The 14,022-nt window shown below is 62.8% G+C and carries 11 protein-coding genes; 6 read left to right on the top strand and 5 right to left on the bottom strand.

Translation table 11 applies throughout. From position 1 onward, the window contains the following. Positions 1-13: 13 nt before the first annotated feature. Together gnd and SO156_RS06075 are read right to left on the bottom strand one after the other, a co-directional pair. Positions 14-1,015, bottom strand: coding sequence for a phosphogluconate dehydrogenase (NAD(+)-dependent, decarboxylating) (gene gnd, locus SO156_RS06070; RefSeq protein ID WP_498534172.1), 1,002 nt, complete (start codon positions 1,013-1,015; stop codon positions 14-16). A gap of 14 nt (positions 1,016-1,029) precedes the next feature. Continuing rightward, positions 1,030-3,879 (bottom strand): bifunctional transaldolase/phosoglucose isomerase, encoded by a 2,850-nt coding sequence (locus SO156_RS06075; protein ID WP_498534173.1) that lies wholly within the window; start codon positions 3,877-3,879, stop codon positions 1,030-1,032. Positions 3,880-4,061: 182 nt separating this feature from the next. Between SO156_RS06075 and SO156_RS06080 the strand changes: the two genes are divergently transcribed. From SO156_RS06080 to SO156_RS06095, 4 genes are all read left to right on the top strand, one after another. Then, on the top strand, positions 4,062-4,826 hold the full coding sequence (locus SO156_RS06080) for a TMEM70/TMEM186/TMEM223 family protein (protein ID WP_498534174.1): 765 nt from the start codon (positions 4,062-4,064) through the stop codon (positions 4,824-4,826). A 302-nt stretch (positions 4,827-5,128) separates the two neighbouring features. Next, the gene (locus tag SO156_RS06085) at positions 5,129-7,072 is read left to right on the top strand and encodes a PrkA family serine protein kinase (protein ID WP_458147690.1); all 1,944 of its coding nucleotides are present in this window, start codon (positions 5,129-5,131) and stop codon (positions 7,070-7,072) included. A gap of 13 nt (positions 7,073-7,085) precedes the next feature. Then, the gene (locus tag SO156_RS06090; RefSeq protein WP_458147689.1) at positions 7,086-8,363 is read left to right on the top strand and encodes a YeaH/YhbH family protein; all 1,278 of its coding nucleotides are present in this window, start codon (positions 7,086-7,088) and stop codon (positions 8,361-8,363) included. Continuing rightward, positions 8,360-9,904 carry a SpoVR family protein gene (locus tag SO156_RS06095; RefSeq protein WP_458147688.1) on the top strand — a complete coding sequence of 515 codons (1,545 nt, stop codon included), beginning with the start codon at positions 8,360-8,362 and terminating at the stop codon, positions 9,902-9,904. Before SO156_RS06090 ends, SO156_RS06095 begins: the two co-directional genes overlap by 4 nt. 61 nt (positions 9,905-9,965) lie before the next feature. On the opposite strand, the gene SO156_RS06100 is transcribed toward SO156_RS06095, so the two are convergent. From SO156_RS06100 to SO156_RS06110, 3 genes are all read right to left on the bottom strand, one after another. Then, entirely contained in the window at positions 9,966-10,415 is a 450-nt protein-coding gene (locus SO156_RS06100) for a DsrE family protein (protein WP_498534175.1), read from the bottom strand. Positions 10,416-10,445: 30 nt separating this feature from the next. Beyond that, positions 10,446-11,048: a hypothetical protein gene (locus tag SO156_RS06105; RefSeq protein WP_498534176.1), complete on the bottom strand. Its 603-nt coding sequence runs from the start codon at positions 11,046-11,048 to the stop codon at positions 10,446-10,448. A gap of 89 nt (positions 11,049-11,137) precedes the next feature. Continuing rightward, positions 11,138-11,350 carry a hypothetical protein gene (locus SO156_RS06110; RefSeq protein ID WP_458147685.1) on the bottom strand — a complete coding sequence of 71 codons (213 nt, stop codon included), beginning with the start codon at positions 11,348-11,350 and terminating at the stop codon, positions 11,138-11,140. Between SO156_RS06110 and SO156_RS06115 the strand changes: the two genes are divergently transcribed. Further along, the gene (locus tag SO156_RS06115; RefSeq protein WP_458147684.1) at positions 11,349-12,233 is read left to right on the top strand and encodes an ABC transporter substrate-binding protein; all 885 of its coding nucleotides are present in this window, start codon (positions 11,349-11,351) and stop codon (positions 12,231-12,233) included. The genes SO156_RS06110 and SO156_RS06115 overlap by 2 nt on opposite strands. A 243-nt stretch (positions 12,234-12,476) precedes the next feature. Then, positions 12,477-14,021 (top strand): SUMF1/EgtB/PvdO family nonheme iron enzyme, encoded by a 1,545-nt coding sequence (locus SO156_RS06120; RefSeq protein ID WP_498534177.1) that lies wholly within the window; start codon positions 12,477-12,479, stop codon positions 14,019-14,021. The last annotated feature ends 1 nt before the right edge of the window (position 14,022 follow it).

Genomic DNA, 14,022 nt, shown 5'->3' on the forward strand with positions numbered 1-14,022 from the left:
GAATGGCGGGCCTTCAGGCTTTGGGCTTGGATACGCCCGGTTGTTTCGGCTCCTTGTGCCCCCCGAAGCCGGCGCGCATGGCGGAGAGGATCTTCTCCGCGAAAGTGTGCTCCTTGCGCGAGCGGAAGCGGGCAAATAGCGCTGCGGTCAGAACCTCGGCCGGCACCGCCTCGTCGATCGCCGCATTCACGGTCCAGCGTCCTTCACCGGAATCTTCCACGAATCCTGAATACTCAGACAGGGCCGGGCTGTCGGCGAGTGCGGTCGAGGTGAGGTCGAGCAGCCAGGACGGGATGACGCTGCCGCGCCGCCACACCTCGGCAATGTCGGCGAGATCGAAATCGAAACGATGATCCGCCGGCAGCGCCTCGATGTCAGCGTTCTTGAGGATGTCAAAACCCTCGGCATAGGCCTGCATCAGGCCGTATTCGATGCCGTTGTGGATCATCTTGACGAAATGACCGGCGCCGATCGGGCCGGCATGGATGTAGCCCTGCTCGATGCGGGGATCGCGGCCTTCGCGCCCCGGGGTGCGTGGAATGTCGCCGGCGCCCGGCGCAAGCGTGCCGAAGATCGGATCGAGCCGGTCGACGACCGCCTTGTCGCCGCCGATCATCATGCAATAGCCGCGGTCGAGCCCCCAGACTCCGCCGGAGGTGCCGACGTCGACATAGTGGATGCCGTGTTCCCTGAGCGCTTTGCCGCGGCGGACATCGTCCTGCCAGAACGTGTTGCCGCCGTCGATGATGACGTCGCCGGCTTGCATCAGCTTTGCGATCGTCTCGATCGTCGTCTCGGTGATGCGGCCGGCGGGCAGCATCACCCAGGCGGTGCGCGGCTTGTCGAGCTTGGCGACGAACTCTTCCAGCGTGCTCGCGCCTTGCGCGCCGTCCGCGGCAAGGTCGGCGACGGCCTTGGCGTCCTTGTCATAGACCACGGCCGAATGGCCGTTCCGCATCAGCCGGCGGACAATGTTGCCGCCCATACGGCCGAGGCCGATCATGCCGAGCTGCATTGACGTATCCTCTTTCAGTTCAACGCTTGCGAGAGCGCGGCGTTCAGCGCGGCGAGGCCTTTCTTTAGCCCGCCCTTCAGGTGCACGCGGAGCGCGCGTCGTCCGCGCTCGGTGAGCACGTCGAAGTCGCCGCGCGCCTGCGCCGCCTTGATCACGCCAAAGCTTGCCTTCTGGCCCGGTACCGGAAGGTCCTTGGCGTCGTCGGTCGTGATTTGCAGGAACACACCGCTGTCAGGCCCGCCCTTGTAGGCCTGTCCGGTCGAATGCAGGAAGCGCGGACCGAATTCCGCGGCGGTGGCGACATGGCGCTTTTCGAGCACCTCCGTCCGCATCGCCTGCAAGGCTTCGATCGTTGCCTTGTCACGCGCGATGTAGCCGAGCAGGGCGACATAGTCGCCTTGCCGGGAGCGGCCGAGATGCGCTCGCAGCCACGAGGTGAGGTCGCCGTTCGCGCCGGCCGCACGGAGCGCCGCGGCGTTGGCTTCGTCGGTGTAGAGATCGGCGTCCGCGGTGCTGACGACCGGCTCTTCGGGCGGCAGCGCGCCGGCTTTCTCGAACGCGGCGGTGAGCTCGCGGGTCTTGATCTTGGCTGCTTCCACGTCCGGCTGGTCGAACGGGTTGATGCCGAGGATGGAGCCCGCGACCGCGGTCGCCATCTCGAAGCGGAAGAACTCCTGGCCAAGATGGTCGACCGACTTCATGACGATGCGTACCACGGGGTGACCTGCGCGCTCGAGTGCGGCGAGCTTCTCCTCGTGAGCATCGTCCGTCTCACTCTCGGTACGGATATCGACGAAGAAGCGGTCGTTGCCGTAAATCGAAGGATCTCCGAGCGGTTCGCCGTCAATCGGGATCAGGCCCTTGCCCTCCTTGCCGGTCGATTCCGCGATGAGCTGCTCGGCCCAGGCGCCAAAATCAGCTATCTTCTTCGACGAAAAGATCGTCACCTTGTCGCGGCCCTCGAGGCCGGCGAGCCCCATGGCGAGGCCGAGCTGCACGCCGGGATTTTCATGCGGCGGCACGTCCGGTCCGCAGGAGCGCACCATGGCGAGCGTGTGCTTGATGAAGCTTCCGACATCGATGCCGGCGGTCGCGGCCGGCACGAGGCCAAAGGGCGAGAGCACGGAATAACGGCCGCCGATCGACGGCTCGCCGTGGAAGACGCGGGCATAGTTCAGCGTCTTGGCAGCCTTCTCCAGCGACGAGCCGGGGTCGGTGACCGCGATGAAGCGATGGCCGGTCTTGACGGAGGAGCCGACCGCTTGCGCGACACGGTCGTAGAAATAGTCCTTCATCGCGTTCGGTTCGGTGGTGCCGCCGGACTTGCTGGATACGATGAACACGGTGTTGGCGATGTCGATCTTGGCTTCCATCGCCCGTACCTGCGCCGGGTCGGTAGAGTCGAGCACATGCAGCTTCGGGAAGCCGGCCTTCCGCGCAAACGTCTCGGCCAGCACTTCGGGCCCGAGGCTCGATCCCCCCATGCCGAGCACGACGGCATCGGAGAATTTTTGCCCCTTCACCCGGCCTGCGTAATCCGCATAGTCGGCGATGTCGACCTTCGCCGCGCAGTCGAGCCAGCCAAGCCACTTGTTCTCGTCCGCACCGGTCCAGACCGATTTGTCGTGCTGCCAGAGCCTGCGGATCTTTGCCGAGACCCGCCACTCCTCGGTGCTCTTGGTCACGGCCTTGCCGAGCCCCTCGCCAAGGGCAAAGTGCTGGCGGTCGATCGCTGCCCCGAGCACGGTGGCGCGCTTGGAGGCGACCGCGCCATAGAGCTTGTCGGCGGCGTCGGCGAACAGCTTCACGCCATCCTTGACGAGCTCCTCCGTGATCTCGTCGAGGGAGATGCCGGAGCGCTCGAGCTCCTCCAGCACGCGGGCGGCCTCCTCGACGTTCTCCTCCAGGCTGTCGCGCAGCTTGCCGTGGTCGCGGAACGCATCGAGCGTGGCCGGCGGCACGGTGTTGATGGTGTTCGGGCCGATCAATTCCTCGACATAGAGGACGTCGCTATAGTCCTTGTTCTTGGTGCCGGTGGAAGCCCACAGCATTCGCTGTGGCCTCGCGCCCTTGGCGACGAGCTTGTCCCAGCGCGGCCCGGAGAACAGGCGCTTATAGTCCTGGTAGGCGAGTTTCGCGTTCGCGATCGCGACCTTGCCCTTGAGTGCCGCCAGCCGCTCTTTTTCATTGGGGTCATTGGCGCGGGCGATCTTCTCGTCGAGCTGCTTGTCGACCAAGGTGTCGATCCGGCTAACGAAGAAGCTTGCGACGCTTGCGACATGCGACGGATCGCCGCCGCCGGCCACGTATTTTTCGAGGCCTGCAAGATAGGCCTCGGCGACCTCCAGATAGACCTCTTTGGAGAACAACAGGGTGATGTTGATGCTGATGCCTTCGCCGATGAGCTGCTCGATGGCCGGCAGGCCCTCCGGCGTTGCCGGCACCTTGACCATCAAGTTTTTGCGATCGACGTCCTTCCAGAGCCGCCGGGCTTCCGCGACCGTCCCCTTGGTATCCATTGCCAGATAGGGCGATACCTCCAGGCTGACGAAGCCGTCCTGGCCCTTCAGATGGTTATAGACCGGACGCAGCACGTCGGCGGCATTCTGGATGTCCTCGACCGCGAGCTGCTCGAACAGCTCGGCGACCGGACGGTCGCCGCGCTTCAGCGCCTTGCCGATCGGGGCGTCATATTCGTCCGAGCTGCCAATCGCCTTTTCGAAGATCGACGGGTTGGAGGTGACGCCCTTGACGCCGTCGGTCTCGATCAGCCGCTTCAGGTCGCCCTTGGCGATGAAGCCGCGGGCCAGGAAGTCGAGCCAGACGGCCTGTCCGCGCTTTTCCAGTTCTTTGACGGGATTCATGGTCTCTCTTTTCTCCGAGCCGGTGGCGGGCGAGGGGTTCCAGCGCCGGTCCTGACGCGCTATGGTGTGTTAACATGACCTTGGGAGGGAACCAATCAAGGGTATGTGCGTCATACTCTCGGCATAACTCTACTGAGATCATAGCGATCCAGCCGATCGGTCGTCCCGTTGCGTGAAAGTTCTTGGCCGCGCTTTTCGGCCAGAGTTCTGAGCGGAACGTGAGCCTCCGCCGAACGGAGTTTCGTCCTGCGGGCTCAAGCATTTGCCCGTGTGGCGGGTTGCGTTGGTTCATTAATGAACTGCCGTGCTGGGGGATGAGCATGAACGCAAATTCTGACGGCCTTGCGATTGCCGTCACGCCGCATCGATCTGGCCTTCCTGCCGATCCCGGTGCGACCGACGATCTCGATATCCGCGTTTCCCACCTCGGAGGGCTGATTGCGCTGGGGTTTGTCATGACCCTTGTCAGCGCCACGTTTGCCTTCGAGTTGTGGAGTGGCCTTGGCGCCTCGGAGCGGGCGGCAGACTGCGCGGGTGTTCTGCTGTTCGGGCTCGTCACCTGCCGACTGATCTGGATGTTGCCGGCCGAGCGGGGCGCGGTCGTGATAGTCAGCCGCTACGGCATCCTGGCCTTGCGTATTAGCAATGAATGCCTGTTCTGGGACTCCTTCGAAGACGTTTCGGTGCGCCAAAGCCGCGGATGCAAAGCCGTGATGCTGACGCACACGCCGGCGCTGCTGCGGCGACTTCGCTGCGTCAGGAGCAGACGCGCGATCTCGCCACAGAGTGATACGGATTTCATCGTCATCGATCCGGCCGGACTGGCGACGGACTTCGCGACGCTGCTGCGAGCCTGCCAGGCTCGTTACGACGCGAGCGAACGGCGCACCGCATTGCAGCAGAAGGGCTGTCACGACGCTCAAAGCTTCGCCGTCAAAGCGTCATAAGTTTGCCGCCGGCGGGGCAACCATGTTGCGCTGCCGGATGGTCTCATCCCCGGTAACGCCCGGATGTTGCGGCGAGGCGACATTTGCTGGAAATTATCAGGTACGGGTATAGATTCGCATAAATAACAGGCAAGTGCCTGTTCGTAACTCACCCGGTGCCTACGTCGTGCGTTGCGCCAAGAAGGCGCTCGGGTGTCCAATGATCATCATGTGCTCACGCTGATTCGAGACGGGCGCTGAGGAACGGTCCGGTAACTGCTTTCGTTTCAGCTTGAGTAGCGGAAATCACGCGGAGAGGGATCATGTACAACGATTCTTTGTTCAACGCTTTCGCTCGGTCGTTCGAGGCGAGAAGCCAGCACGACTTGTCGATGGCGGAATATCTGGAATCGTGTCGAAGCGATCCCATGAAGTACGCGAACTCAGCCGAGCGACTACTAGCTGCGATCGGTGAACCCCAGACGATTGACACGGCCAAGGACCCACGCCTTGGCCGTATCTTTTTGAACCGCACGATCCGCACCTATCCAGCCTTCGCCGGCTTCTACGGCATGGAAGAAACGATCGAGCGCATCGTCGGTTTCTTCCGTCACGCCGCGCAAGGCCTCGAAGAACGCAAGCAGATCCTCTATCTGCTCGGCCCGGTCGGCGGCGGCAAGTCCTCGCTCGCGGAGCGGCTCAAGTCGTTGATGGAGGTGCAGCCCATCTACGTGCTGAAGGCTGGCGATGAACTGAGCCCGGTGTTCGAAAGCCCGCTCAGCCTGTTCGATCCCGAGCAGCTCGGGCCGATGTTGGAAGAGAAGTACGGCATTCCGCGCCGGCGTCTCACCGGCCTCATGAGCCCGTGGTGCTACAAGCGGCTGGAGGCCTTCGGCGGCGACATCTCGCAATTCCGCGTCGCCAAGATCCAGCCGTCGCGGCTGCGCCAGATCGCGATCGCCAAGACAGAGCCCGGTGACGAGAACAATCAGGACATCTCCTCGCTGGTCGGCAAGGTCGATATCCGCAAGCTCGAGACCTACGCGCAGAACGACCCGGATGCGTACAGCTATTCCGGTGGTCTCAACCGCGCCAACCAGGGCATCCTCGAGTTCGTCGAGATGTTCAAGGCGCCGATCAAGATGCTGCATCCGCTACTCACCGCGACGCAGGAGGGCAACTATATCGGCACCGAGAACATCGGTGCGATCCCCTTCACCGGCATCATCCTCGCGCATTCGAACGAGGCCGAGTGGGCGAGTTTCAAGTCCAACAAGAACAACGAAGCCTTCATCGACCGCATCTGCGTGATCAAGGTGCCCTATGTCCTGCGATACACCGAGGAGCAGAAGATATACGAAAAGCTGATCCAGGGCTCAGAGCTTGCCTCGGCACCTTGCGCGCCCGCGACGCTGGAGACGATGGCGCGGTTCTCAGTGATGTCACGTCTGCGCAGGCACGAAAATTCCACGCTGTTTGCCAAGATGCGGGTCTACGATGGCGAAAGCCTGAAGGAATCCGATCCCAAGGCGCGCAGCGTCCAGGAATATCGTGATGCCGCCGGTGTCGATGAGGGCATGGACGGCGTTTCCACTCGCTTCGCCTTCAAGATCCTGGCCGCGACCTTCAACCACGATCCGCAGGAGGTCGCAGCCGATACCGTGCATCTGATGTACGCGCTGGAACAGGCGATCCGCCGCGAGCAGCTTCCCGAGGAGACCGAGAAGCGCTACTTGGAATTCATCAAGGCCGAGCTTGCGCCGCGTTACGCCGAGTTCATCGGTAACGAGATCCAGAAGGCCTATCTCGAATCCTACTCGGATTACGGCCAGAACCTGTTCGACCGCTACGTGGACTATGCCGATGCCTGGATCGAGGATCAGGACTTCAAGGATCCCGATACGGGACAGCTCCTGGATCGCGAACTCTTGAACCAGGAGTTGACCAAGATCGAGAAGCCGGCCGGCATCGCCAACCCGAAGGACTTCCGGAACGAGGTGGTCAAATTCTCGTTACGGGCCAGGGCTCAGAACAGCGGCAAGAATCCGAACTGGACCTCTTACGAGAAGATTCGCGACGTGATCGAAAAGCGGATATTCTCTCAGGTCGAGGACCTGCTTCCGGTGATCTCGTTCGGGTCCAAGAAGGACGGCGAGACCGAGAAGAAGCACGGCGAGTTTGTCGCACGCATGGTGGAGCGCGGCTACACCGAGCGTCAGGTTCGCCGGCTGGTCGAGTGGTATATGCGTGTGAAGCAGGCCGGTTGAGGCGGATGAGAACGTGGCCCACATTATTGACAGGCGCCTGAATCCGGGCGGCAAGAGTCTTGAGAACCGCCAGCGGTTCTTGCGTCGAGCCAAATCCCTGGTGCAGGGCGCCGTCAAGAAGACCTCGCAGGAACGCGATATCAAGGACGTCCTGGAGGGAGGGGAGGTCACGATCCCCCTCGACGGGATGCACGAGCCGCGCTTCCGCCGCGAAGGTGGCACGCGCGACATGGTGCTGCCCGGGAACAAGAAGTTCGTCGAGGGCGACTATCTGCAGCGCCAGGGGCAGGGCAGCGCCAAGGACTCCGGTCCCGGTGAAGGCGACAGCGAGGACGCCTTTCGCTTCGTCTTGAGCCGCGACGAGTTCGTCGATCTCTTCCTCGATGATCTCGAGCTTCCCGATCTCGCCAAGCGCAAGATCACCCAGACCGAAAGCGAGGGCCTCCAGCGCGCCGGCTACACCACGTCTGGCTCACCTGCGAACATCTCCGTCAACCGGACTGTCCAGCTCGCGCTCGCCCGCCGTATCGCGCTGCGCCGTCCGCGCAAGAGCGAAATGGATGAGCTGGAAGCCAGGATCGCCGAATGCACCGACGAAGTCGAGCGCGCGGCGCTCGTCGCCGAGTTCGAGAAGCTGAAGGTGAAATCCAAGCGCATCCCCTTCATCGATCCGCTCGACATCCGCTATCGCCGCTTCGAGACGGTTCCGAAGCCCGTAGCGCAGGCGGTGATGTTCTGCCTGATGGACGTCTCCGGCTCGATGTCCGAGCACATGAAGGATCTCGCCAAGCGTTTCTACATGCTGCTCTACGTCTTCCTGAAGCGTCGCTACAAGCACGTCGAGATCGTTTTCATCCGCCACACCGACCGCGCGGAGGAGGTGGACGAGCAGACCTTCTTCTATGGTCCGGCATCGGGTGGCACGCTGGTGTCGAGCGCGCTCCAGGCGATGCATGAGATCGTGCGCGAGCGCTTCAATCCATCGGACTGGAACATCTATGCCGCCCAGGCCTCCGACGGCGACAACTCCTATTCCGACGGCGAACTCGCCGGCATGCTCCTGACCGAGAAAATCCTGCCGGTCTGCCAGTTCTTCGCTTATCTCGAGGTTGGCGAGTCGGGCGGCAGCGCCTTCGATCTCTCCGATTCCTCGCTCTGGACGCTTTATGAGCGCCTGCGCAACAGCGGCGCGCCGCTGTCGATGCGCAAGGTCAGCGAGCGCGGCGAAATCTTCCCGGTGTTCCACGACCTGTTCCAGCGCCGCGAAAATCAGGAGAAGGCCGCTCCATGACGGACAAGACCGGGCGATTGTTCGAAGGCGCGGACTGGGACTTCCTCACCTTGCAGCGTATCCACGATGCCTGCGAGGATGTCGCGAAGAAGGTGCTCGGCCTCGACGTCTATCCGAACCAGATCGAGGTGATCACCGCCGAGCAGATGCTGGACGCCTACTCATCCGTCGGCATGCCGCTGTTCTACAAGCACTGGTCCTTCGGCAAGCATTTTGCGTTTCACGAGGCCTCCTACCGCAAGGGCCTGATGGGCCTCGCCTACGAGATCGTGATCAATTCTTCGCCCTGCATCTCCTATCTGATGGAGGAGAACACGGCGACGATGCAGACGCTGGTGATCGCGCATGCCGCGTTCGGCCACAACCACTTCTTCAAGAACAACTATTTGTTCAAGCAGTGGACCGATGCCGACGGCATCCTGGACTACCTCGACTTCGCCAAGAACTACGTCTCGCAATGCGAGGCGCGCTTTGGCCGCGTCGAGGTCGAGCGCACGCTCGACGCGGCGCATGCGCTGATGTCGCACGGCATCGACCGGTATCCCGGCAAGAAGAATATCGATCTGCGGGCCGAGGAAAAGCGCGCCGGCCGCCGTCGCCAGCACGAGGAGGAGGTCTTCAACGACCTCTGGCGCACCGTGCCGACAGGTCCGAGCAAGAGCCGGTCGGTGCTGAGCATCGAGCGGCGTCGCAAGCTGCTCGGCCTGCCGCAGGAAAACCTGCTCTACTTCCTGGAAAAGAGCGCGCCGCGGCTGGCGCCCTGGCAGCGTGAATTGTTGCGGATCGTCCGCCACATCGCGCAGTATTTCTATCCGCAGAGCCAGACCAAGGTGATGAACGAGGGGACGGCGACCTACGTCCACTATCGCATCATGTCGACCCTGCATAAGCAGGGCCGCATCACCGACGGCAACTTCCTCGAATTCCTGCAATCACACACCAACGTGGTGTTCCAGCCGGAGTTCGACGATCCGCGCTTCTCCGGTTTCAATCCTTATGCGCTCGGCTTTGCGATGATGCAGGATATCGAGCGGATCGCCACAAATCCCGAGGCCGAGGACCGGGAGTGGTTCCCGGACATTGCCGGCAAGGGCGACGCCATGGGCGTGCTGCGCGACGTCTGGGCGAACTACCGCGATGAGAGCTTCATCGGGCAGTTCCTCAGTCCCAGGCTGATGCGGCACCTGCGCATGTTCCATCTCCACGACAATCCGGAGGAGCGTGCCGGCATCCGGGTCGATGCCATCCACGACGAGCGCGGCTTCCGTCGCGTCCGCCGTGAGCTCGCACGGCAGCACGATGTCGGCTTCATCGATGCCAATATCGAGGTGGTCGACGTCGACCTCGCCGGCGACCGCCGGCTGATCCTGCATCACCACGTCATCAAGGGCTCGCAGCTCAACGAGACCGACGCCAAGCGCGTGCTCCAGCATCTCGCCGATCTCTGGACCTACGACGTGTCGTTGATCGAGGTGGATGCCAACGACAAGGTTTTGCGGGAGTACGTCGTGAGCCCGCGGCCGATCCCCGCGGCGGCGTAGGCAATTCACAGGATGCGCACCTTCTCCCCAAGAGGAGAAGGGAAGGCGGCTCGCATTGGCCTCACGGCCGTAAATACAAATACCCCCGCGCTTGCAGCTCCGCGAGGCGAACCACGCCGCCTTTTTCCGCGGCGACGAAGCCGGGCAAGAGATCCCTCAGCGTGATGTTCTGCGCCCTCATGGTATTGCTGCAGGCAGCGAGCTCAACGCCGTCCCTGGAGAAATCGCCGACGCGCTTGCTGACGTCGGGATTGGCTCGCGCCGAATGAAACGCCTTGAGCGCCGGCCCGTGGATGACGAGCGCGATCGTCACGTGCTCTGGACCGCCGACGCCGTCGATATGATTCTGGATATTGCCGAGCACGAAATTGACCTTCTCGGCATCGCTCAAATGATAGACGACCTTCAGCCTGTCCGCGGGCGTCGGTTCGGTCGCAGCCTTCGCGCGCGACGCGGCGAAGGCCGTGCCCAACGCTGATACTGCGCTCCACAGAATACTACGTCGGTTCATCGCGGGTCTCTCGAGTTCGGGTCGAACCTGTCACTTGTGGCGAAGCGCGGCGAGTTCCTTGCGGTCGGTCACAAGCGAGGCGCACTCGCTGGCATCGGTGCGGTCGAGCCGGAAAATCTTGTCATCGACGCCGGCGACCAGCGATTCCTCGGCGTCGTCGTCGAGCTTGTTGTTCTGCCAGACCTTGACGCGTTCGAGCCGAACGATCGCCGACTTGTCGTCCTTCGACAGGGCAATCCCGATGCCGCCGCCGTCGCAATCGACGCCGCAGCCGAAGCGGACCTCGTCGCCATTGTCCTGAAACAGCGCGTGACCGCAGGAGCCGGAGGAATCGAATTCGCCCGAGCGGTGCCGGTATCGGAAGCCGAGGCGGAAGGCGTAATGCAGCTCCTTGTCTTCTTTCTCGTATTCGGCCGAGACCAGCAGCTTCATGGAGGCAACTTTCTGCTTCGGATGGTGAGCCAGATGGTCGGCATCGTAGCGGCGGACGAAGCAGGCATAGGCCTTGTGGCCGGGGGCGCCCGCAAACATTCGCGCGTCAAAAGCATCGGACTGGGCCTTGGTCGCCTCCTGGGCTTGGCCGGTGCCGGCGAGAGCGGCGAGGGTGAAAGCGACGAGGAGGGGAAATTTCATGTTTGGTCCTGAGCGCTTCGAACCGGGTGAGGTGTCCGGCTGCCGGACGGCGGGATATGGCGGTTAGTCGCCACGCGGGCAGGATGCGTTCACTTGCCCGCGATGGCCTGGTGCGCCGGGCAAGCCCCGGATTTACCCATCCCCTGGATGGCCGAATGCTGATACACGCGCATGATGCATTCTAGCCAATCCGGGCCGCGCATGATCCGGCGTGCCTTCATCCGCGCAATCGGGCTCCTGGCGGCCGCGCCGTGGCTTGCGGCGAACGCCCAGCCGGCGCCGCGCAGGAAGCTCGTCGGCATGGTCTCCTCGTTCAGCGAGCAGCAATTGCTGCCGCTTCGCGCCGCACTCCTGGACCGGCTGCGCGAGCTCGGCTGGCGCGACGGCGATAATCTGGAGTTCGACCTGCGGCTGGCCAAACCGATGGCATCCCCCCTGTCGGAGGCCTCGGCTTCGCTGGTGCAGCGGAAGCCGGACCTGCTGATCGCGCAGGGAAGTCCTGCACTCGAGGCAATGCGCAAGTATTCAGGCGCGATACCCGTCGTCTTCCTGCTGGTGGCTGATCCCGTCGAGCTCGGGGTGGTGGCGTCCTTGTCGCACCCCGGAGGAAGCCTCACCGGCTTTACGAATTTCGAACTCGCGGTCGGGGGCAAATGGGTCGATCTGCTGAAGGCCATCGACACGACGATCGAACGTATCGTCCTGATCGCCAATCCCGACAACAACACCAGCGCGCCGTTCGCTCGCCAGATCGAGAGCGACGGACGCGAAACCGGCGTGAACGTGCAGACCATCTACGTCGGCGATGCCGGCGAGATCGAGCGCGCCATTCGCGGCGCGGGAGGTTTGCCCAGGGCCGGGCTGATGACGCTACCCGACTCCCTGCCGATCCTGCATCAGGATCTGATCGTCAGCCTGACCAACGAGCTGCGTATTCCCAGCATCCATCCGTTCCGCAGCTTTCCGACAGGCGGTGCGCTGATGTCGTACGGGCTGGATTTCCCGGACTTGTTCCGCCAGGTCGCTTCCTATGCGGATAGCATTCTTCGCGGAACGAAGCCGGCCGATCTACCGGTGCAGGCGCCGACAAAATTCGAGCTCGTCATCAATTTGAGGACGGCGAAGCTGTTGGGGATCGAGGTGCCGCCGGACCTGCTTGCGAGCGCCGACGAAGCCATCGAGTGAGCGAAGTCTCGCTCGGCGCGACGAAGTTCCGTTGCAAGCTTTAGTCGCTCGCGGCATTGAGAAAGTTCAAAGGGCGCAGCGGCATTTTCGACCGGAACCCGATGCCGATACTTCGCGAGAAGCTCTGATCCGGTCGCACCTTGCTTGTCCGTACTGCGCGATGTGATAGCCTGCATTTTGTACGCAGCCCTCTTCGAGGCTGAACGTGCATGCCGCCATTTGCAAGTTTGTGGAGCCCCAGTAATGGGCGAAATTCGCAACTTCAAATCGGGGAATCAGGGTGAGCCGCCTCCGAATAACAGGATGCCTCGCCGCCTCGCCGCCATTATCGTCGGCGACATCGCGTCCTACAGCCGCTTGATGCAGGCCGACGAGGAAGGCACGCATGTCCGCGTCAAGCGGATCGAGCGTGATCTGATCCAGCCCAGCATCGTCGAGCACCACGGAACGCTGATCAAGACGACGGGCGACGGCTTCATCGCGATTTTCGACAGTCCCGTCGAGGCTGTTCGGTGCAGCATCGTCATCCAGCAGAACCTCGTCGGCCGCAATGCCACGCTTCCGAAGGATTCACGGATCGAATACCGGATTGGTGTCAATCTCGGTGATGTCATCGTGGAGCCGGACGACGTCTATGGCGACGGCGTCAACATCGCGACGCGGATTGAAGGGATTGCCGAGCCCGGTCAGGTCTTCATCTCAGGCGCGATCTATGAGCAGATCAAGCACAAGGTCGTGTGCGGCTACGAATCGCTCGGGGACCGCAAGGTCAAGAACATCACCGATCCCGTGCGCGTCTATCGCGTGCTGCCGGACGCTGACGCCGTCGGCAGGACACGAGGCCGGCGCGAGACCGTCCTGCTGTTTCTCCTCGGCCTGACCTTGCTCGTGATCGCGAGCGGCGTGCTTTGGTACCTGCTCGCGCAGCAAGGCCCCCGTCTCGATCAGCACGCGGCAGCTCCCCCCGCAGCATCCCCGGCGCCGCAATCCGGTCAAACCGAACCCGGCTCGACGGCGCCGGCGCCGCAGGCCGCTCCCGTGGCCTCTCCGTCGCCGACAGCAATGCCAGCGCCCGCAGCCTCGCCTCCACCAGCGACGCAATCCACGGCACAGGTCCAGGAGCCGGAAGTGATTGCGATCCGCGCCGGCAGTTTTGCGATGGGCAGCAACGAGGATCCGACGGAAAGACCGATCCACCAGGTTGCGATCAAACCATTTGCGATCGGAAAATATCCCGTGACCGTCCGTGAATGGAACGAATGTGCGGCGGCGAAGGCCTGCGGATTTGCGGCAGTCGGAAAGGACGACGCTCCCGTCACGAATGTAAGCTGGACGGACGCGCAGCAATATGCCGGCTGGCTCGCGCAGGCGACGAAGAAGCCGTACCGGCTTCCGAGCGAAGCGGAATGGGAGTATGCCGCCCGCGGCGGTACCCAGACAAAATACTGGTGGGGCGACAAGCCGCAGCCGGGCATGGCGGCTTGTAAGGATTGCGGAGACGTGGCGGCCGATCAACCGGTCAAGGTCGGCAGTTTCAAGCCCAATCCCTTTGGGCTTTACGACATGGGAGGCGGCGTCGATCAGTGGGTCGCCGATTGCTGGCACAAGAACTACCAGGGCGCTCCGGCCGACGGCTCAGCCTGGATCGGCGGCGACTGCGGTTCGCATGTTCTGCGCTCGGGGTCCTGGAAGAACGACGCGCGCTATGTGCGACCGGCGAACCGCGACAGCTACGATACCAATGTTCGCTATCCGACCCACGGCTTCCGCATAGCACTTGGTCCGTAGG

The sequence above is a fragment of the Bradyrhizobium sp. UFLA05-125 genome, from assembly GCF_059803515.1.